General features: G+C 49.7%; 22 protein-coding genes. 4 read left to right on the top strand and 18 right to left on the bottom strand.

The window, feature by feature from the left end; all coding sequences use genetic code 11:
* The first annotated feature begins 133 nt into the window (after nucleotides 1–133).
* Complete coding sequence (locus tag LQ229_RS20670; RefSeq protein ID WP_230192767.1) at nucleotides 134–766, top strand: TetR/AcrR family transcriptional regulator C-terminal domain-containing protein; 633 nt, start codon at nucleotides 134–136, stop codon at nucleotides 764–766.
* A gap of 48 nt (nucleotides 767–814) precedes the next feature.
* On the opposite strand, the gene LQ229_RS20665 is transcribed toward LQ229_RS20670, so the two are convergent.
* From LQ229_RS20665 to LQ229_RS20605, 13 genes are all read right to left on the bottom strand, one after another.
* Nucleotides 815–1,570 (bottom strand): GNAT family N-acetyltransferase, encoded by a 756-nt coding sequence (locus LQ229_RS20665; protein ID WP_230192766.1) that lies wholly within the window; start codon nucleotides 1,568–1,570, stop codon nucleotides 815–817.
* Between the two features lie 95 nt (nucleotides 1,571–1,665).
* Entirely contained in the window at nucleotides 1,666–2,664 is a 999-nt protein-coding gene (gene trpS, locus LQ229_RS20660) for a tryptophan--tRNA ligase (protein WP_230192765.1), read from the bottom strand.
* 472 nt (nucleotides 2,665–3,136) lie between these two features.
* Nucleotides 3,137–3,922 (bottom strand): hypothetical protein, encoded by a 786-nt coding sequence (locus LQ229_RS20655; protein ID WP_230192764.1) that lies wholly within the window; start codon nucleotides 3,920–3,922, stop codon nucleotides 3,137–3,139.
* On the bottom strand, nucleotides 3,919–4,818 hold the full coding sequence (locus tag LQ229_RS20650) for an ABC transporter ATP-binding protein (protein ID WP_230192771.1): 900 nt from the start codon (nucleotides 4,816–4,818) through the stop codon (nucleotides 3,919–3,921). Before LQ229_RS20650 ends, LQ229_RS20655 begins: the two co-directional genes overlap by 4 nt.
* Nucleotides 4,819–4,825: 7 nt before the next feature.
* Entirely contained in the window at nucleotides 4,826–5,053 is a 228-nt protein-coding gene (locus tag LQ229_RS20645; protein WP_230192763.1) for a PLD nuclease N-terminal domain-containing protein, read from the bottom strand.
* On the bottom strand, nucleotides 5,050–5,607 hold the full coding sequence (locus LQ229_RS20640; protein ID WP_230192762.1) for a helix-turn-helix domain-containing protein: 558 nt from the start codon (nucleotides 5,605–5,607) through the stop codon (nucleotides 5,050–5,052). Before LQ229_RS20640 ends, LQ229_RS20645 begins: the two co-directional genes overlap by 4 nt.
* A 77-nt stretch (nucleotides 5,608–5,684) precedes the next feature.
* On the bottom strand, nucleotides 5,685–6,221 hold the full coding sequence (locus tag LQ229_RS20635) for a phosphatase PAP2 family protein (protein WP_230192770.1): 537 nt from the start codon (nucleotides 6,219–6,221) through the stop codon (nucleotides 5,685–5,687).
* 301 nt (nucleotides 6,222–6,522) lie between these two features.
* Nucleotides 6,523–7,149 (bottom strand): bis(5'-nucleosyl)-tetraphosphatase (symmetrical) YqeK, encoded by a 627-nt coding sequence (yqeK, locus tag LQ229_RS20630; protein ID WP_230192761.1) that lies wholly within the window; start codon nucleotides 7,147–7,149, stop codon nucleotides 6,523–6,525.
* Nucleotides 7,150–7,198: 49 nt separating this feature from the next.
* Nucleotides 7,199–7,564 (bottom strand): rhodanese-like domain-containing protein, encoded by a 366-nt coding sequence (locus LQ229_RS20625; protein WP_230192760.1) that lies wholly within the window; start codon nucleotides 7,562–7,564, stop codon nucleotides 7,199–7,201.
* Between the two features lie 154 nt (nucleotides 7,565–7,718).
* Nucleotides 7,719–8,564: an MBL fold metallo-hydrolase gene (locus tag LQ229_RS20620; RefSeq protein ID WP_230192759.1), complete on the bottom strand. Its 846-nt coding sequence runs from the start codon at nucleotides 8,562–8,564 to the stop codon at nucleotides 7,719–7,721.
* A gap of 28 nt (nucleotides 8,565–8,592) precedes the next feature.
* Complete coding sequence (locus tag LQ229_RS20615) at nucleotides 8,593–8,949, bottom strand: hypothetical protein (protein WP_230192758.1); 357 nt, start codon at nucleotides 8,947–8,949, stop codon at nucleotides 8,593–8,595.
* Nucleotides 8,950–9,034: 85 nt separating this feature from the next.
* Complete coding sequence (locus LQ229_RS20610; RefSeq protein WP_216538111.1) at nucleotides 9,035–9,196, bottom strand: hypothetical protein; 162 nt, start codon at nucleotides 9,194–9,196, stop codon at nucleotides 9,035–9,037.
* A gap of 25 nt (nucleotides 9,197–9,221) precedes the next feature.
* Nucleotides 9,222–9,635 carry a DUF6220 domain-containing protein gene (locus LQ229_RS20605; protein WP_230192757.1) on the bottom strand — a complete coding sequence of 138 codons (414 nt, stop codon included), beginning with the start codon at nucleotides 9,633–9,635 and terminating at the stop codon, nucleotides 9,222–9,224.
* A gap of 164 nt (nucleotides 9,636–9,799) precedes the next feature.
* Here LQ229_RS20605 and LQ229_RS20600 point away from each other — a divergent pair, with 164 nt between their 5' ends.
* On the top strand, nucleotides 9,800–10,486 hold the full coding sequence (locus tag LQ229_RS20600; RefSeq protein ID WP_230192756.1) for a response regulator transcription factor: 687 nt from the start codon (nucleotides 9,800–9,802) through the stop codon (nucleotides 10,484–10,486).
* Nucleotides 10,483–11,832, top strand: a complete 1,350-nt coding sequence (locus LQ229_RS20595) for an ATP-binding protein (RefSeq protein WP_230192755.1) — start codon at nucleotides 10,483–10,485, stop codon at nucleotides 11,830–11,832. The genes LQ229_RS20600 and LQ229_RS20595 overlap by 4 nt, the downstream gene beginning before the upstream one ends.
* An 87-nt stretch (nucleotides 11,833–11,919) precedes the next feature.
* Here LQ229_RS20595 and LQ229_RS20590 read toward each other — a convergent pair whose 3' ends face one another.
* The 3 genes from LQ229_RS20590 to LQ229_RS20580 all read right to left on the bottom strand — a co-directional run bounded on the left by LQ229_RS20590 (nucleotide 11,920) and on the right by LQ229_RS20580 (nucleotide 14,473).
* Nucleotides 11,920–12,192 carry a DUF2277 domain-containing protein gene (locus LQ229_RS20590; RefSeq protein ID WP_230192754.1) on the bottom strand — a complete coding sequence of 91 codons (273 nt, stop codon included), beginning with the start codon at nucleotides 12,190–12,192 and terminating at the stop codon, nucleotides 11,920–11,922.
* A gap of 98 nt (nucleotides 12,193–12,290) precedes the next feature.
* Complete coding sequence (locus tag LQ229_RS20585; RefSeq protein ID WP_230192753.1) at nucleotides 12,291–13,145, bottom strand: NAD(P)-dependent oxidoreductase; 855 nt, start codon at nucleotides 13,143–13,145, stop codon at nucleotides 12,291–12,293.
* Nucleotides 13,146–13,324: 179 nt separating this feature from the next.
* Nucleotides 13,325–14,473, bottom strand: coding sequence for an MFS transporter (locus tag LQ229_RS20580; protein ID WP_230192752.1), 1,149 nt, complete (start codon nucleotides 14,471–14,473; stop codon nucleotides 13,325–13,327).
* 336 nt (nucleotides 14,474–14,809) lie between these two features.
* Between LQ229_RS20580 and LQ229_RS20575 the strand changes: the two genes are divergently transcribed.
* A complete protein-coding gene (locus tag LQ229_RS20575; RefSeq protein WP_230192751.1) occupies nucleotides 14,810–15,076 on the top strand; it encodes a hypothetical protein in 267 nt (88 codons plus the stop codon).
* Nucleotides 15,077–16,272: 1,196 nt separating this feature from the next.
* Here LQ229_RS20575 and LQ229_RS20570 read toward each other — a convergent pair.
* Both LQ229_RS20570 and LQ229_RS20565 read right to left on the bottom strand, forming a co-directional pair.
* Nucleotides 16,273–16,452: a hypothetical protein gene (locus tag LQ229_RS20570; protein ID WP_230192750.1), complete on the bottom strand. Its 180-nt coding sequence runs from the start codon at nucleotides 16,450–16,452 to the stop codon at nucleotides 16,273–16,275.
* 142 nt (nucleotides 16,453–16,594) lie between these two features.
* Nucleotides 16,595–18,379 carry an ABC transporter ATP-binding protein gene (locus tag LQ229_RS20565; RefSeq protein WP_230192749.1) on the bottom strand — a complete coding sequence of 595 codons (1,785 nt, stop codon included), beginning with the start codon at nucleotides 18,377–18,379 and terminating at the stop codon, nucleotides 16,595–16,597.
* Between the last annotated feature and the right edge of the window lies 1 nt (nucleotide 18,380).

The following is an 18,380-nucleotide window of genomic DNA, read 5'->3' as shown; positions in this document are numbered from 1 at the left end:
TTCCGGAAAGTCCAGTCCCAAATTTATTTTTCAAAGATCAACTGGAAATTTTGAAGGCGGCCGCCAGTCCCCTAGGGGACTGGAAGTAAACTCAAAACTGCCTTCAAGAAATACTATATGAGGAGGATATTTTGTGACAAGCGCAAATGGGAACCAATTAAAGAAAATAGACAAGTCGATTATTGTGCAAGCTGCGCTGGAACTGCTGGACGAAGAAGGAATCCGGCAACTGACCATGCGGAAAGTGGCGGACCGCCTGAATATTAAAGGAGCTTCGCTGTATTGGCATTTTCAAAACAAAAATGAACTGCTGGCATTGATCGCCGAAGAAATATGCAAACAAATTCAATTGCCCGACGAAGATCGGCCGTGGGAAGAACAATTGCTGGATCTGTCCGATCAACTAAGAAAAACGTATTTGAGCGTCCGCGATTCGGCGCATGTGATGGAAGAGACGATCCCCTCCACTCCTTACCGGATTTCATTGATCGAGAAAGTAAGCGGCATATTCGCCCAATCGGGGCTGGAGAATGAAGATTTGTTCTCGGCGTCGTGGATGTTCAACAATTATGTTACTTCGTTCGTCATTGAGGAATATCGAATAAAGTCCGTTGAAGAGGACGGCCCTCCCGGCGGGATCGAGCTCCCTTTTGCAGTCCGGATCCCGGATATGGACAGAGAGTTTCGCTTCGGGATGGAAGTGCTAATCAACGGGTTGAAGAGCAAGGTGAGAACGAACGGAGAAAGGTCAGGCGAAGCGACGTAAGAATGTAATAGAAGCCAGCATTTTGCCGCTGGCTTCCGACATTTTCTTCTATTCCGCTTCTTGAAGAAGCTTCAAAAACTCACGTTTTGTAACGGGATGATAGGTGAGTAGCTTACCGTTATAGATGACATGAAAAGTACCGTAAGCCGAGGGCGATTTTCGCGCGTCATTGCAATTTTCAATGTCAATGACATGGACGTCAATGCCTAGCTCATGAGCCGTTTCGGATATCGTTTGCACTGCGTTATCATTGAAAGGACATTGATCCGATCTCAAAATGGTGACTCCTTTTTCATACTGTTTCGCTCTTTCCTCCCAATGATTCGGAAACCGGGGCGAAGGGCCGTCTGTTAACTTTTTCACGATCAGTTCAAATCCGTGAGGAGCTTCGTCCACTAGTTCAAACCCTTTATGGATCAAAAAAGATTGATCTGTAAGCCAAGTTCCTTTGCCGGCAACCATGGCCACCCCTGATTTTTGTTGAACGACGGCATCATGGATACATTCTTCCAACAACCGCGAACCGTATCCTTTTCCCTTTCCTTGACCGACCACCCAAAGGCAATGAATCATAATGTAATTCTCCGCTTCCACAGCTCTCCATGCGTATTCGCTAGGCCCGTATTCAATAAAAGCGATGGGACGTTTCCCCTCTTGAATCATTTTCAGTTTGAAGCCTTCCGCAAATCTGGCTTTTAGCCAATGGAGCTTTCGTTGATAACCGATATTTTTGGGCTTGCTTCTCATGCAAAAAAATCCGGTTTGTTCGATATTTTCCGAATTGACATCGATCATTTCAATCATTGCATCGTCACCGCCACTTTGTCATTCTATCACCATCAGTCATATTTTACCATAAATCCCCGGCTGTTTTTATCGACTTGTCCTCTTCTTTGTGGCTAAACTTTGTCAAAATAATCGATACCCATCGCTTCCCGCACTTCTCTCATCGTCTCGCGGGCTATCGCCCGGGCGCGTGACGTTCCATCCAGAAGAATCTCGTCGACGCGTTTCGGCTTAGCCGCATAATGCGCCCGGCGTTCCCGCATCGGCTCGAGCAGACGCTCAAGAGCGGTTACGGCAAGCTGCTTGCATCCCGTGCAACCGATCAGCCCTTTCTCGCAGCCTTCGCGAATTTCCGCCTCTCCTTCCGGACGAAAAGCGCGGTGATACGCATAGATCGGGCATACGTCCGGATGTCCCGGATCGTTCTTGCGAATACGGGCCGGGTCCGTAACGGCTTTGCGTATTTTATAATCGACTTCTTCCGGAGCGGAGTCGAGTGCAATCGCATTGCCAAGGCTTTTGCTCATCTTGGCGTTCCCGTCGGTCCCGACAAGCCGCGGCATCTCGCCGACAAGCGCCTTCGGCTCGACCAGCACCGGGCGATACAATTCGTTGAACCGGCGCACGATTTTACGGGTTAACTCGATATGCGGCAGTTGATCCTCGCCGACCGGGACGACCGCCGCTTTGCAGAACGTAATATCGGCCGCTTGGCTGACCGGATATCCGAGGAAGCCGTAATACATTTCATCGAGACCTCGGTCTTTGGATTCCGCTTTGACAGTCGGATTATGACGCAGCGCGTTGACCGTGACGAACATGGAGTAATATACCGTTAGCTCGGCGATTTCGGGTATCATGGATTGAACGAATATGGCGGAGGCTTCCGGATCGATTCCGGCAGCCAGATAATCAAGCGCTATTTCCCGCAGATGATCGCGTATCATTGCGGGGTTCTCGAAATGCGTGGTCAAGGCTTGAACATCCGCCAGCAAAATAAAAGATTCGTACCGATGCTGAAGTTCGATCCGATTGCGGAGACTTCCAACGTAATGGCCAAGGTGAAGCTTGCCGGTGACTCTGTCTCCCGTTAACATTCTTTCTTTCGACATAGTAAATCCTCCTCATCGCGATAACATTGCAAATCAAATGCCGTTTCACAAAAACATACATAACAGTCATTCGCCACCACCAACCGTCCTCCATGGCCATCACCTCCTTAAAAACCAAAAAACCCCGTCCGTATAAGGACGAGGTTGTCGCGGTACCACCTTATTATTTGATCGCCGGCCATGTCTATGAACGGCATCCGATCATCTCATAACAGTACGGAGACTCACCCGGAATCTCGATACCGTTCCCGTGATAACGGCGGGAAACCCGGCTCCGCCTACTGCTTCGAAACGAAGGTTCAGCCAAGCAACTCGGAAGGCCATTCGATCATACGCCGGATACCGGTTCGCAGCGACCACCGGCTCTCTGCGCATCCTGCACGTCTGTCTACTTACCCTTCTTCATCGTTGTTCCAAAAATATGATTCATCATATCGCAGCCGAACGGATATGTCAATATCAATCGGAGCGACTACATTGACGGCAATTCTTTGCGGGACAAATACGTTTTGGAAACAAACAGGAGCAGCGCAATCAACACAAAGGTAAGAACCGCCGTGAGTACAAAATGCGGCAATACCTCCCCGGCAACGATCAAGTTAACCGCATGATTCGATAAGAAAGCGGGATTGTAGCTTTGAAAGCCTGCGCCTAATCCGGTTACGGTTCTCATGGCCAAGAGAAGCATAATCGATAAGACGGCAACTGCGGAAACTCTTGACAACAGAGCGCCAAGCGTCAGTGTCACCGTTAAAATGAACAGGCACCAGACGTAATAAACGGCAAGCCCGGCAATAACTCTGCCTATGGGCACGGCATGGTATAAAAAGGAGGTGTATAACGCCGACATCATAAAACCGGCTGCGATCGCGACAGCCAATAACGCCGCCTGACCGATCCATTTGCCGAGCAAATACTCGGTAAGCGTCGTGTTTCGCGTCGATATAAACGTCAGCATACCGTTGTTTTTATCCGAAATTATCAGTCCCATCATGCTGATGACGAGGATCAGCAGCCCCAGTTGGTCGAATTGGCCGGTCAAGGTGGAAGCGATCGCTTCCTCCGCCGAATACGCCGGAAGAATCAGCTCCAGCCCTTCCGGCAGACCGTCCATCATTTGCAATATTTGCGGCATATAATAATAGACCAGCGGCTGAAGCATGCCGAGAAGCATGAACACAACGGGCAGCCACAACAATTTATAGCTCCTGCCGGCTTCCAGCCACTCCCTCTTCAACAATACCGTCAAATGTTTCATGACTGCTTCACCATCCTGATAAAAATTTCTTCAAGACTTTCCTGCACCAATTCAAATTTTTGAATCGGCAGCTTCATCCGTTGAATGTTGTCCAGCAGCCAAGCTCTTCCCTGCTCGATGTTTTTCACCCTTATTTTGGCCGCTTGACTGGTTTGCTCCATCGATTCGACGATATCCCGATGAACGAGCCTGGGAGCCCATTCGTCGGCTTGAGGGGCTTGAATAATAAAGACAGGCTGTTGATTTTCGGATATGACATGCTCAATCGAGCCGTTGACGAGCAGTTTGCCTTGGTTCAAAATCAAAATTTTATCGCAAAGCTCTTCCGCATCATGCAAAATATGAGTAGAAAACAAGATGGTCGATTTCTGTTTAATGACTTTGAGAAGTTCCAGCATATCCCTGCGTCCAAGCGGGTCCATGGCGGACACCGGTTCATCCATAATGAGCAGCTTAGGCTGATGGAGCAACGCTTGCGCGATGCCTAATCTTTGCTTCATCCCGCCCGAATACGTTCCGATTCGCTTGTTCATCACTGAGCTTAGCCCCACAAAATCCAGCAGTTCGTCCATGCGGCGGTCTATCGTTTTCTTATCCAAATCGGAGAGCCTGCCCATAAAAACGAGTAGTTCTTTGCCGGTCATCCAAGGATAGAAAGTAGGATGCTGCGGCAAATAACCGATATGACGCCGCATTTGATTTTGGCTCTCCCCTTGGAACAAAATTTGTCCTCCGGTAGGCTTGGCGATACCAATCAACATTTTAATAATCGTCGTCTTCCCGGCGCCGTTCGGACCCAACAGGGCGACGCACTCGCCGTCTCCAATTGCGAAATCGACGTTCTTCACGACTTCTTGATCCCCATATTTTTTGTACAGACGGTGTGCTTGCAGCATGTCCAACTTAGCGTCCTCTCCTTCCGATCGCAAAATATAAAATCGGCCCCAACATAGAGACGAAAACAGAGATGGCCGCCCATAACCACTTGCTTTCCCGGTTGCGGTCGCTTCGTATGATATCCCATAGCGCCGCGGCGATTAAGATCAAATTTAACACGATAAAGGGCATTAGGATCGGCAGCCACTCCGCCAATTGATCCCATTCGAGCGTATAACCGTAAAGCATTTTCATTCCGATTCCCCTTCCTCTTGACCTCTCGTCTTTTGCGGAATAAGTATCGACGCAAGAATGCGGGTTTTTCGATCCGGAGACGGTTCATGCTGTGCCGCCTTTTGCACAAGTTGATTGATCGATTGGACAAATTCCTCAAATTCTTCATCCGTCAAGTGCAGCGGCGCATACGAATAGCCGAATCCGTCTTCTTGATACCGCTCGGGCGATGTTTGCATGATGTAGGATGTCGCCAGTTGCAGCAAATTGGCATGATAGGCCGTGAAATAGCGGACATGTTCTTCCTGCGAAGCCGTGTTTAATTCATTTTCGGAGATCATCAAGTTATCTTTCGCAACCGAATATACGCGCTCTTCCCTTCCTTGCACTTTATGCGTCTCGACCACCTCGATCAAATTCGCCTCGTGCAGGAGCTTCATGTGACGGTATAGCGTCGCTTGAGGAACGTCGCCGAGGAGCTCGACAAGCTCAAGAATCGTCCGCGGCTTTCCTGTCAGCAATTGTTGTACGATGCGCATTCGCACGGGATGAAGAAGCAAGTCGGCTTTTTTCATATTTCTGTTCCCTCCATGCTATTCTCATTATATAAAATGATAATAGCATATTAGAGCAGGCTGCGCCACTCTAAGTTTTAGCCGACCAATAAAACGACGAATAGCGCGGTTACTGTGCCTACAATGCATCCGGCAATGCAATCCGACGGATAATGAAGTCCCAAGTAAATGCGGGATAAGCCCACTAGAATGGCGAGCAAAAGCAAACATAAGGCAAACCAGCCTGAAATAAAGAGAAATGGAGTCATAATTGAAAAGATGGCGGTGGTATGTCCTGAAGGAAAGGAGGGATCCTTCAGCGGATTTCTCCCAACCTTCGCATACGGCAAAACCATGTAAGGTCTTCGTCTTCGAAACTTTTTCTTGACGATCGTGGTGATCATAAAACTGGCCGTTAAAGCAATCGCGCTTTGCAAGCCGGCGAGCCCCCATTTCCCTGGCGCAAACAAGGCCAAAGATAATGTGCAAGCAATCGCAAACACCGCGCCGCCCATATGGGTGATCGTCCCAAAAAAACGATCGAGCGCAGAATGGCTTATCGTTTGGTTAAACCATCGAAACACTCGTCTCTCATAAGTATGCAGCCATTGTAAATACCGGTTATTCGTCAACATCAAACCAATCCTTTATCAATTCCTTTATTTGAACTAGAAAATGAATGCTCTTTATATATTAAACCTAACGCATAAAGCGACTAAATAACAACGACCTTTGGTATGAATTGTCCCCCGTCTCAAGGAGGGGCCGTATGTAAATAATATAAAAAGGAGCATGCTCTAAGTCCGTCTTAAGACTTCTGGAACAGCTCCATTATAAACGAATCCCGGAACCTTTGTTGCTTATTTTTGTTATTCTGATGTAAAAACAATAAAACAGTCCATAAATCGAACACTTATGGACTGCATGCATTTTATTTTATCTCGCCGCTTCTATGCAAGATCCCAGTTCCTCATACGCTTCCGCGAGCCAAGGATGAACGACTCTCAATTTATCCCGTTGATCCCATAAATAACGAATATAGGCGAAGGCCGCATGATTGAGCGATATTTCCATTTGTTGAACGATATGGTGCAAATACGGGGGCGTTCCCGATTGATCCCATTCGATCTTATCGGCGACGAACAAAATTTTGTCCAGCTCGCCGGCTCCTTTTCTTAGCGTCGTATGGCAGCCGACCGCATTCAAAATCGCATCCTCTTCGATCTGAAAAAGCTGCCGCGCCATCGCCTTCGATATTTTCTGATGAATAATCATCGGAAACGTTCTTTCTTCCGGCAAAACTTCGATGCCAAGCCGCTCCGATACCCGAATCCGAATCTCGTTCGGGAACACTGCGCTAATATCGTGCAAATAACCGGCATATTCGGCCGCCTCCGGATCATGGTATCCGTACCGCCGCGCGATCTCTCCCGCTTCCTCCCCGACCTTCATGCAATGCTCCGCCGTCTGCGGGCAATGATTGCGGACAAGGAAGCTGTAAATATCGTTACGAATATTGCCGGTTAATGAGGGAATGACGAGATTGTCATAAACCGTTTCCATCGCATCTCCTTTACTGCGCGAGGGTTAAGCTTTGCATCCCCGTCCCCCATTATGCGCACTTCTTCTCCCGCAACGCATAAATTTGCCGGAAACCTTTGTTTTTCAGCATACGAGCCGCTTTCTTGCTTTTATACGGACTGTCGGCGAGAATTAAAACCGGTTCGCCAGGCGATAATTCTTTTTTCCATACATACGGCAATCGTCCGATCGAGATATTAATTGCGCCGGACAGATGGCAGGTTTCGTAATCCACCGCATCCCGGACGTCGATAATTTTCACATTCTCCCGATTATTCCCTCGAGATTGCAGCATATCCGAATCGACGGAATCGACGTAAGTTACGCCCGTAACCGGCCAAATCCGACGGATGAACCAGATTGCGGTCATCATAAGCAATACAATGATAATAGCCATATCGAATCTCCTTGTTAGCTATATTGCTCAGCCGTTACATTCGGTAGGGCTTTTTCTTACTTATACCGATAATGGCATATAAACAATATAGTACGACCGCAGTCGTACGTCAAGGGGGGCTTGCAACCGGCTATTTCGTCTTCGGATATAGGATTTATTGGACGTATTTTCCGTAGTCGGGAACGGCGAATCGATCGAAATTCCGATCCAAATTCCGCAATCCTTCCGCCAGCAAGTCGCCGGACACCGGCAGTCCGTGGCCGGTAACGGCCGCTGAGGGCTTCAATGCGGTCAACTTATGAACCGATTCCTTCGCGGCTTGCCAATCGGGGGTTAAATATCTGGGCGGACCGCTAATTTCCTGCTCTTGGATCAACACTTTATACAGCGAATCCTGCCTGACGGTAACGAACGCATCGCCCGCGATGAGCGTCCGATCGGCGTCCCGGAAGAAGGAAACATGGCCCGGAGTGTGCCCCGGCGTATGGATCCAGCGCCAACCGGGCATGCCGGGAACGGTTCCGTCGGACGGAAGCTTGTTCGCATAGCGGCCAAGGTTGATCGGCTCGACCGGAAACATCGGGGACATCTTGGCGACGAAGCCGCCCTCGACGGTCGGATCGGGAGACGGATAGCTGCGTTTGCCTGTCAAATACGGCATCTCTAATTCATGCGCATATACCGGAACGTCCCAATGCTCGATTAATTCGATGATCGCTCCGACGTGGTCGAAATGCCCATGAGTCAACAAAATGGCTTTCGGTTTGCCGTTTGCGCCGAACCGGTTGTTGGCGGCGGAAATGATGCGGTCGGCAGAATCAGGCATTCCCGCATCCACCAATACCCATTCCCCGCGATCCGGATGGCCCGCAAAAACGACGTTTACGATTTGAACGGTGAAACAGAGCAAGTCTGACGAAACTTCGTGTGAGGCGCCGCTTTCCAGCGAAACGGCGGGTATGGCATGGTAGTCGCTTCCGTAAGACAGGTTGATATCCATATCCGGACCTTCCTTCCGTATCCGTCGGTTATGCAGGCGATTTCTGCGTTTTTCCGCTTCGGATTAACCAATGGTGTACAAAATATTCGATCGCGGCAAGCAGAATTCCCGTCAAGATGGCTCCAAAAAATGAAACCGATGCTCCCGCAAACAAGTTGGACGCAAAATAAACGATGATCGCCGAGGCGATAAAATCCATTAGCGTACTGATCCATAACGTTCCTTTCTTAAGGAACATATACTCCATCACGATCCCTACTCCGGCAAGGATCAATCCTACGATAATCGGCTGGTAATAAGCGCTGTATTGAACATTTGTAAACAACCAGGAAGCGATAATTACGCCCAAAGGACACATCACAATTTTTAACGCTAAGCTAGTCATGGAAAACCTCCTGTAGTATAAGCTTCGGTAGCCGTTCGATGGTAGGCTGGGTTAAATGTTCATAGATTTCCCGTAGAAATCGTTTTTATACCGGATTCGACCACCAGAGGAACAAGAAAAGCAGGAAGCTTAACGCCGTATAGAGACCGATAACGATCATGCGAAACCGCTCCGTATTGCACATGCCTATAAGATGAAGCGATATGCCGGAGACGATAACGAACGCAACGGTCAATAAAATATCCACGGACGAGACCAACTTGAACGTTCGGTCAAGCGCGGTTCCGTTCGGAACCGGCAGCGCGGCGGATGAATCGTGTCGACCGTTTCGCCACAGCAATAGAAAGCCAGAACATAATCAAAGCAACGACCGGATGCATCGCTCCTGCCCCAGGCAAATTCGCAGTCATATACTGTGAAAAGATCAGCAGCAATAAACCTCCGCTTTCCCAACGCATCCTTGCCGGCAACTTCCCGATCCATGCAAACAACAGCATAAAGAGCGGCAAATATTCGAAAATATGAACGAAGACGGTATGCCTGAACCAATGAATCGGATTCGTAAATACGGCCAGCCCGGCGATGAACGTTTGTATGGCGACGCACGCGACGAGTCCCCATGCCAGACAGACGAACGCGATGCACGAAAATCGCACCCGTCCCCCCGCTTTGTTTTCGCTTGTCATGATAACCCCATCCTTTCTGAATCATTGTTGATCTCACATTGTTACTTGGTATACTAACAGCAAAATGTTGTGAACTTATGATGAACCCTTGCTTTTTCGTTGAAATTTCCCAAAGTCAACCAAAAACCGTGTATAATGATCCGCAGGTGAAGGAGGTGACGGCGATGCCCCATACATTGCTGTTGGTGGATGACGAAACGAAAGTCATTGAATTTATGGAACCGTTCTTGCGTCAGGAAGGATTCGATATTATAACCGCCGCAACAGGCAGAGAAGCGTTGAATAAAGCGATTGCGCATCAACCCGCTCTCGTCGTGCTGGACTGGATGCTGCCGGAGATGAGCGGTATTGACGTATGCAGGGAATTGCGCAAAATCAGTCAAATGGGCATTATTATGGTCACGGCCCGAACCGAGGAAACCGATAAAATTATCGGCCTGGAAATCGGCGCCGACGACTATTTGACGAAGCCGTTTTCCTTGCGGGAACTCGTTGCCCGCATCCGCTCCGTATTGCGAAGATTGCATGGGAGCCAGAGCGCGGAGCAAACCTTGAAACGCGGAGAGTTGACGATATCGGAATCGCAATGCCGCGTCTGGCGGGGAGATAAGGAAATTTCGCTTACGCCGACGGAATTTAAAATGCTGATTACGCTCGCCTCCAAACCCGGTATCGTGTATAGCCGGTTGCAATTGTTGCAGGCGGCGCTGGAAGACGACATATTGAATGACGAACGAACGGTGGACGCGCATATTAGCCGAATTCGCAGGAAGATCGGTGACGATCCGTCAAACCCGGTTTATATTCAAACCGTTTACGGATTCGGATACCGGTTCGGTAACGCGTTATGAGCGTTAGGCGCAAACTGTTCTGGGCGATGGCGTCCGTTATTATCGCTATGAGTCTTATATTTGTTCTCATCACTCAATTCGTTGTGCGAGCCTCGCTCGATTATATGGGACTGACGGATAGGCATGCGGAAATCGGGGAATTGTCCGCTTTGTTTACCGAATATTATGAAAATAACGGTGGTTCTTGGCATAATGTAGAACGCATCCGGCTGGACAAAGCGGTTTTCTCGGCGCATCGAAACGCCAGCGTAATGCTGTTGTCGCCGGAATGGGATCAACTGTATGCGGCCGGGGACGCTGTGCATGAAATGATCTTCCGATTGGGCATTCGCAGCGCCGTAGAGAGCAAAGGAGAAACGGTCGCTTATTTGTACTATTACGATGAGGAAGTTGCGAATGTAGCGAAGATGCGGGTTGGGATTAGCAGTTCGGTCACGTTTCTGTTATTCGCCAGCGCCATCGTCATTGTCATCGCTTCGCTGGCGGTCGCCTTCTGGTTGTCCAAGCGTCTGACCGCTCCTCTCGCTTCGCTGCTTCCCGCGATCGATCGGTTAGGGCAAGGAAATTTAGGCATACAAGTCCCCGTCTCGGCCAAAGACGAATACGGCAAAGTGGCGGAATCGTTCAACGCCATGTCCTATCAACTGGAACGCGCCGAGGAAGTGAGGAGAAATTTGGTCGCAGACGTCGCTCATGAGCTGCGAACGCCGCTTACGATTCTTCGCGGCCATTTGGATTTGATTCAACATAGCGGCCGCGCGGTCGACCCGGAGCAACTGCTTCCGTTACAGGACGAGCTGATCCGGTTAACCCGGCTTGTCGACGATCTGCATCTATTATCGCTTGCCGAAGCAAGGAGACTTCCGTTTGAGCGGAAGGATACCGACGTGAAGAAACTGCTGGAACGTGTTAACGACCGGATCGCCGTCGACACGGACCGGAAAGAAATTACCGTAACGATGCATTGCGCGACGGACCGAACAACGGTTGTTATCGATCCGAACCGTATGACGCAAGTATTTCTGAATTTGCTGGTAAATGCCGTTCGCCATACCCCTGCGGGCGGCGCGATTGCGATTCGATTGGAGGAGGAAACCGCCTCCGGGAAGGAACGCGACTTCCTGCGCATTTCGATCTCCGATACGGGAGACGGCATAGATCCCGAGCATTTGCCTTATATTTTCGACCGATTTTACCGAACGAATGAAGCGCGCACGCGCAACAACGGCGGCATGGGACTCGGGCTGGCGATTGCCAAGGAGCTCGTATTGGCCCATCAAGGAATGATTGAAGCGACCAGCGAACCGGGGCGCGGCTCAACCTTTATCGTCAAGCTGCCTTTCTAACGGAAGAACTTATCGCGTATCACGAAATAATAGGAGAAGCCGCGTTCCGCGGCTTTCCCTCCCCCATTTATTCGATTTACTGCCGTTTTATTTTACACCGAACCTTTTCACGGATCGGAGGCGGGCTCGTTCGATTTCGATTTCGCGATTACGCGGCTCGGCATTGGTTACGAGCGAATCCAGCAATTTCCGCGCGGCGGCGGCGACCTCATCAACGGCGCGATGGAACGCTTCCTCGTTCGCTTTCGAAGGTTTCTGGAAGCCTGACAGCTTTCTCACGAATTGGAGCGAAGCGGCCCGAATATCCTCGTCGGTCGCCGGAGGATCGAAATTGTACAATCTCTTAATATTTCGGCACATCGTCTTATCTCCTTCCAATCATTTATCCTTCATTGTAACATACGGATCCGCTTGCGATTTCTTGTCGATTGCTGCGATCGAGCGACCTTGGCCTGTCGTCAAGCCATCGTCTTGCCAAATCCCGTCCTCCATGTCGGATACGACGGCTCCCAACCGTACTCGTTGCGGGCTTTGAAGTTCGACGCCCCGCGCTCGCCGCGATTGCTCCCCGCTTGGAATCCGGGCTCCGGCGCACCTGCTGCACTCGCATAAACAGGCAGCCATTCGGTTCCGGGCGCCGGTTCGTCGTCCACAATGTTGACCGGGCCGGACGGCCAGTCCAATGCGAGCAGAGCCGCATGGGCCGCATCCTCGACATGAACGAAGGAGGTTACTCCGTTCGTCGCCGGCACTTCCTTGCGCCGAACTTTATCGGCCATCATCCCCTGGCGGTCATACCAAGTTCCCGGGCCGTACAGCATGCCGTATCGCAATATGACATGATTCGGTAGTTCAGCCGCTGCCCGTTCCAGAGCCGTTATGCCTTCAATCGTCCTTTTCCTTGGCATCGGCGCTGCAATATCTAAGGGAACATCTTCCGCCGCAGGCGACTCTCCCGGCTCATAGGCCCAGCTAATGCTTTGCGCGACGATTCGCGAAACATTCGCCGCTTTGGCGGCATCGACCAAATTCCGGGTGCCTTCGATCCGGATTCTGGCATTCTCCTCAAGATTCCAATCGCGCAACGAGGTAAGCTGGTGAATGACCGCCTCCGGCCGTTCAGCGGCAATCGCCGACATGATGGCCTCCCGATCGAAAGCGTCGGCCAAGAACGCACGGGCTCCGCTCTTGCGTATGATGTCAACATGCTCTTCGCGATGCGTCATGCCAACGACTTGATGGCCGGCCTCTATCAGTTTAGGAAGCAATAATCGTCCGATTACGCCTGCAGCCCCTGCTACGAATATTTTCATCTTCTTGCCTCCGTTTCCGTTATATAGTGGATGCTTTTGTCCATCCTATCACGAATGCGTAGGCCATAGTAAGGGCCACTTTATTGCAAAATCGTTGTACCAATCCGGATAGCCTTGAATTGCCGCCGATTAGCGGAAAATCCCCTAGCCCGAAGAGCTCGCCGGGGGCTTCCTTGCTTTTATTCCGCCGTTCTTCTGCTCTTCAACAATCGCCTTACGAACACGGCGAAGATGATCATGGAAACGAATACCGAGACGGCGCTTACAATGTACAAGATTTGATAGCCGGTATATTGGGATACCCATCCCAGTACGATCGCCCCGAGACCGATTCCTAAGTCGAAAGCGGTGAAAAAGGAGGCGTTGGCTACCCCTTTCCGGTCCGGCCCGGCTAGACGCAAGGTCGCTGCTTGCAGCGACGGCTGGGCGGAACCGAAGCCGATCCCGTATAGTACAGCCGAGACGATAACGCCTGTAAACCCGGTAGCGAAGCTAAGCACGACCAAAGCCAGAATCACGGCTCCGAGCGCCGGAACGATGACGGCCGCCTCGCCGTACCGATCCGACAGCTTACCCGCAATCGGCCGGACGATCGTAAGCGACAGGGCGTAGACCAAGAAGAACGTGCCGGCGTTGACATGGATCGATTCGGAAAACAGCGGTAAAAAGGTCGTAATTCCGCCATAGGATACCGCCAGAAAGAAAATAGCTATCGTGACGGAAAAAACCGATTTTTCGAAAAATTGTATCTTGCCCGCTTCTCCCTTCTGATGATACGGCATTTTCGTAATAAAGGCTAAGGCGAGAGCGATGATGGAAAGGATGGTGGCGACGAGAAACAGGACGTGGAACGAATGATTCGAAATGATCCACATGCCGATCATCGGCCCGGCGGCCATCGCCAACGTCGACGACAAGCCGAACCAGCCCATCCCCTCTGCGCGGCGAGAGTCGGGAATCATATCCGTAATCGCCGTTCCGACAGCGGTCGTAGAAAATGCCCAGCTAACCCCATGCAATATCCTCACCGCCATTAGCAGTACAATTACTCCGATCCAGTCGTACAAATACATGGAGAAGGTGAAGAGCATCAATCCCCAAAGAATGAACGGGCGCCTGCCGTAGCGGTCCAGCAATCCTCCGGCGATCGGACGAAAAATGACGGCAGTCAACGTAAACAATCCCGCTACCAATCCAACCTGCGATTCATTGCCCCCGAGCTGTTTAATAAAGAGCGGCATCGTCGGCAAAAGCAAATAAAATCCCGTGAATAGAATAAGCATTCCCAATGTCATCTGAATAAATGGTTTCGTCCATAGACGCTCCATGATCCTTCCTCTCCTTCGGCAAAGCAATGCGGGCGGCGGCATTGCTTATACACTTTTTTGTTTGTATAGAAAATTTTAACTTCCACATGCAAATTTGTAAACATTTTTATTTATAATGTTGCTATATAGATCCTGGAAACAAAAAACGCCACTCTCCAACGCGTCAACGTTGGACGACGATCGTTGCATGAATTTCATCCGGCATTATCGGTGCCATTGAAAATTTTTATGAGCGTGAAACCGAATTTCCATTGACATTTCTATGTATTATACTCTATTATTTTAAAGCTACTAATTCATCCTATAGAAACGAGGTTGATAAGAATGCCCTACAAAATGTCAATCAAAAACTTCGAACTATCCGATTCCAATAAAGCAGAAGGATTATATCAGTTCATTATAACGTTCACGAACGAAACGAAAAGCCGCATTTTCTACACCAATCAACCAACATGGAAACCGCTGAGCATTACCAGATTGTTAAACAAGCCATGCTCGATTTGTTATAAAGATTATTACTGTTCCTGTCTGGATAAATATATCGAAGATATCCATCAGGAAATTTCGGACAAGGGATTGTTTGCGGCGGCGGTAACGGAGTAATCACCTCGTAGATCAATATAAAGAATACAAATCCGTCCCGCACTCATAGAGAGCGTAGGACGGATTTTTTTCAACCCCGCGTTTCCCGAACTTTTAAGCGAGCCGGCAGCCATTGCGCCGATTCACTTTCGGATATGCTCCGCTTCGCTCGTCTATCATTACTTCGTTCCATCCCATCTCGTATCCCGCTCTATCGATTTGCCCGATCGCCGCAAGATAGAAGTAACGGTAAAAACCGGATCTAATTCACTCGTTTTGAAGCACGCGAAAGAATTACTCCGATTCCTGCAGCTAATTTGGATCTTACGCCACTAGCGTTGCACCGAATGTTTTACTGCGTTTCAAGCCGGTGATTGCGATAGGGATGAACAAGGTTAACGGATTTTGGAGGCCTTATTTGATCCAATAACGCAATTTTGGCGGAGTTAGCGGATTTTGAGGGCTCTATTTTTGTCGAAACTTCAAAAAACCAAGGATTTTCAGCCGATCGCGACATGTTAACGGTTCGAAAATCCGTTAATTCCAAATATTCGACTGGAATTTAAAAAATAAGACCTCGCAAATCCGTTATATTTCTATGGTACCGCATCCCAGCTAGAAGATTTAATACAACGCCAGTGCTCTTACACCGGCAATATCGATTTCTAGGCCAATCTAACTGTAGAGAATGCCGCAAAATGAAACGACTGGGCTAAAATCCAGGCATAAACTCTAACGGATGTCACGGCCGTTATTTCCGAAAATTCGGCCCAATTGAAATTGTAACGGAACTATACGCCGCTATATGCTCATATTTCGCGTTTTTCGCATGAAAAAAGCCAAATAAGGTCGCTCAGATCCGTTACATTTCAAAAATAGGTTCAAGCGGCGAAATAACGTCTGTCACTTCCTTTAGAGCCTCATTCGGACGCCGGTGCCACGGAAACGTTGCGTTTTGCCCGCAGGCTCTTACGTCCCTTCGCTCCTAAAGACATTTGAGGCTCTCAGAGCGCCGAACGAAAGTGATTTTCTTCACGACAACGCAGAACGCCGCCTCCCTATGCGAAAAACCGCTGCCGGAGTCCATGCGCGACCGACTTCTATTGTGCTACAAACGAAAATAAAACCTATTCAATCTCTTGAACAGGTTTTATTTACGTGAATGACAGTTTATGATTCCAGTGCCGCAAGACTCGATACGAGAATGGGAAAAAACGTTACTCCGTCGCCTCTGCGTCACTTTCTTCAGCAGCCGCTTCCGCTTCTTCTTCCGCCTCGGCTTCAGCTTCTGCTTCCCCTTCTTCGACTGCATCACTTTCGGCTGCGTCGCCGCTTTCTTCTTCGTTTACTGCTTCAGCAACTTCTTCTTCAGACAACAATACTTCGTTCTCTTCCATTTCCGGTCCCTCCCGTTATTTCACTTAGATTTCCTAAGCGTGTCTCTATTATATGAACGGGAATATAAATTTAATGTCGATAATTGGTAATATTTATTAAAAATAGATTACATTTCGATTACGTTTTGATTTCATGTTCGCCCTAGCAAACCTTTTCTTTATCCGCACCTTGCTGCAGCAAATACATGCGGTAATACAGGCCTTGTTGAGACAGCAGCTGCTGATGCGTTCCCCGCTCCACGATTTCGCCCTGATGCAGGACGAGAATCAAATCCGCGTCTTGAATCGTTGACAGCCGATGCGCGATCGCGATCGTCGTTCGGCCTTTCCGCATTTCATGGAGCGCCTCCTGAATCGCTTCCTCCGTTTCCGTATCGACGCTCGCCGTCGCTTCGTCCAATACGAGAATTTTCGGGTTGCGGGCCATCGTACGCGCAAACGACAGCAGTTGGCGCTGTCCGCTCGAGAACGTCGCTCCCCGCTCCCCTACCGGCTCGTCGTACCCGCCGGGCAATTGCCTGATGAACGAGTCCGCCTGGACGAATCGCGCCGCCCGCTCCACTTCTTCATCGGTTATATCCTCCGAATGCAGTCGGATGTTATGTTTTATGTCGCCGGCAAACAAGAACGGGTCCTGCAGCACCAACCCGATGCCGCGGCGCAGTTCTTCGTCGTCGTAACGCTCGAGCGGCACCCCGTCGATCAGAATTCGCCCGCGATGTACCGGATAGAAGCGCATTTGCAGATTAATGATCGAGCTTTTGCCGCTTCCGGTATGTCCGACCAAGGCGACCGTCTCTCCCGGATTGGCGACAAACGATATATGCTTCAATACATCCGTCTTGCCGTCATAGGAGAAACTGACATCCTGAAACTCGATGCGCCCTTGCACGATTTTGGGCCGCTCATCGCCTTGCCCCGTCGGCGCCAGTTCCTCTTCGTCGATCAATCCAAAGACGCGTTCCGCCGAAACGATCGCCTGCTGGAATTCGGTCAAGCGAAACATCATCATATTGATCGGCTCGAAGAAACGCTCCAAATAATTGATAAAGGCATATAGAACCCCGATCTCTACCGGCCCGGCGAACGATTGGACGCCGAAGAAGCTAAGCACCAAGAGCAAAGCCAGCAAATACAATAAATCGACCGCGGGCCGCACCAGCAATCCGTTCAATTTAATTTGCTTCAGTCCGGCGGCATAATGTTCGCCCGTCGTTTGCTCGAAACTGGCCCGGTACCGCTTCTCTTGCCGCATCGCCTGAATGATATGCATTCCTTGCAGCGATTCGTTCAATTTCGTATTAATGCGGCTTAATTTCTCGCGCGAAATATGGAACACTCTCGAGCTTAGCTTGCGGTACGTATGCATTAATAACAGAATGAGCGGCACCAGTACCAAACAATAGGCCGCAAGCTTTACATCGAGGAAGAACATTCCGATAAAAATACCGATCAGCATCACAATATTTTGAACGAATGTCGACAACACGCTCACAAACATCATTTTGATCGATTCCGTATCGTTCGTAATGCGCGAGACCAAGCTTCCCGCCGGGGTACGATCGTAAAATGAGAGCCCCAAGCTTTGCACTTTGCCGAAAACGTCCATCCGAATTTTTTGAATGATCCACAAAGCGATTTTATTGAAGCTTACGAGCTGAACGTACGTCAGTACGACGGACACGAGGTGCAGACCAAAGTACAGGGCGGCCAGGACGACGATCGCATTCCAATCCCAATGGCGCGGCGCCAAATAATCATCGATAAATATTTGCACGATTTTCGGGCCCGCCACACTCGAAGCCGTTGCGAACGCCAAAATTATAAACGCAATCGTCAGTTCCTTCTTATGCGGCTTCATATAGGCGAATAATCGGCGCAGCGTCCGGTTTTTCGAAATTTTCTCCATCGGTTGCCTTTCTTCCATC

It is taken from the genome of Paenibacillus sp. CECT 9249 (assembly GCF_918697855.1).
In the GTDB taxonomy this organism is placed as follows: domain Bacteria; phylum Bacillota; class Bacilli; order Paenibacillales; family Paenibacillaceae; genus MSJ-34.
This window is presented reverse-complemented; position numbering and strand designations above follow the sequence as displayed.

Coding starts and splice junctions, on each gene's coding strand:
- LQ229_RS20640 (WP_230192762.1), bottom strand. CDS start 5,607: ATGAAAAAAGCCGACTTGCTTCTTCATCCCGTGCGAATGCGCATCGTA.
- LQ229_RS20590 (WP_230192754.1), bottom strand. CDS start 12,192: ATGTGCCGAAATATTAAGAGATTGTACAATTTCGATCCTCCGGCGACC.
- LQ229_RS20580 (WP_230192752.1), bottom strand. CDS start 14,473: ATGGAGCGTCTATGGACGAAACCATTTATTCAGATGACATTGGGAATG.
- LQ229_RS20650 (WP_230192771.1), bottom strand. CDS start 4,818: ATGCTGCAAGCACACCGTCTGTACAAAAAATATGGGGATCAAGAAGTC.
- LQ229_RS20645 (WP_230192763.1), bottom strand. CDS start 5,053: ATGAAAATGCTTTACGGTTATACGCTCGAATGGGATCAATTGGCGGAG.
- LQ229_RS20585 (WP_230192753.1), bottom strand. CDS start 13,145: ATGAAAATATTCGTAGCAGGGGCTGCAGGCGTAATCGGACGATTATTG.
- yqeK (WP_230192761.1), bottom strand. CDS start 7,149: ATGGAAACGGTTTATGACAATCTCGTCATTCCCTCATTAACCGGCAAT.
- LQ229_RS20615 (WP_230192758.1), bottom strand. CDS start 8,949: ATGACTAGCTTAGCGTTAAAAATTGTGATGTGTCCTTTGGGCGTAATT.
- LQ229_RS20600 (WP_230192756.1), top strand. CDS start 9,800: ATGCCCCATACATTGCTGTTGGTGGATGACGAAACGAAAGTCATTGAA.
- LQ229_RS20665 (WP_230192766.1), bottom strand. CDS start 1,570: ATGATTGAAATGATCGATGTCAATTCGGAAAATATCGAACAAACCGGA.
- trpS (WP_230192765.1), bottom strand. CDS start 2,664: ATGTCGAAAGAAAGAATGTTAACGGGAGACAGAGTCACCGGCAAGCTT.
- LQ229_RS20625 (WP_230192760.1), bottom strand. CDS start 7,564: ATGGCTATTATCATTGTATTGCTTATGATGACCGCAATCTGGTTCATC.
- LQ229_RS20570 (WP_230192750.1), bottom strand. CDS start 16,452: ATGGAAGAGAACGAAGTATTGTTGTCTGAAGAAGAAGTTGCTGAAGCA.
- LQ229_RS20635 (WP_230192770.1), bottom strand. CDS start 6,221: ATGTTGACGAATAACCGGTATTTACAATGGCTGCATACTTATGAGAGA.
- LQ229_RS20605 (WP_230192757.1), bottom strand. CDS start 9,635: ATGACAAGCGAAAACAAAGCGGGGGGACGGGTGCGATTTTCGTGCATC.
- LQ229_RS20655 (WP_230192764.1), bottom strand. CDS start 3,922: ATGAAACATTTGACGGTATTGTTGAAGAGGGAGTGGCTGGAAGCCGGC.
- LQ229_RS20595 (WP_230192755.1), top strand. CDS start 10,483: ATGAGCGTTAGGCGCAAACTGTTCTGGGCGATGGCGTCCGTTATTATC.
- LQ229_RS20565 (WP_230192749.1), bottom strand. CDS start 18,379: ATGGAAGAAAGGCAACCGATGGAGAAAATTTCGAAAAACCGGACGCTG.
- LQ229_RS20620 (WP_230192759.1), bottom strand. CDS start 8,564: ATGGATATCAACCTGTCTTACGGAAGCGACTACCATGCCATACCCGCC.
- LQ229_RS20575 (WP_230192751.1), top strand. CDS start 14,810: ATGTCAATCAAAAACTTCGAACTATCCGATTCCAATAAAGCAGAAGGA.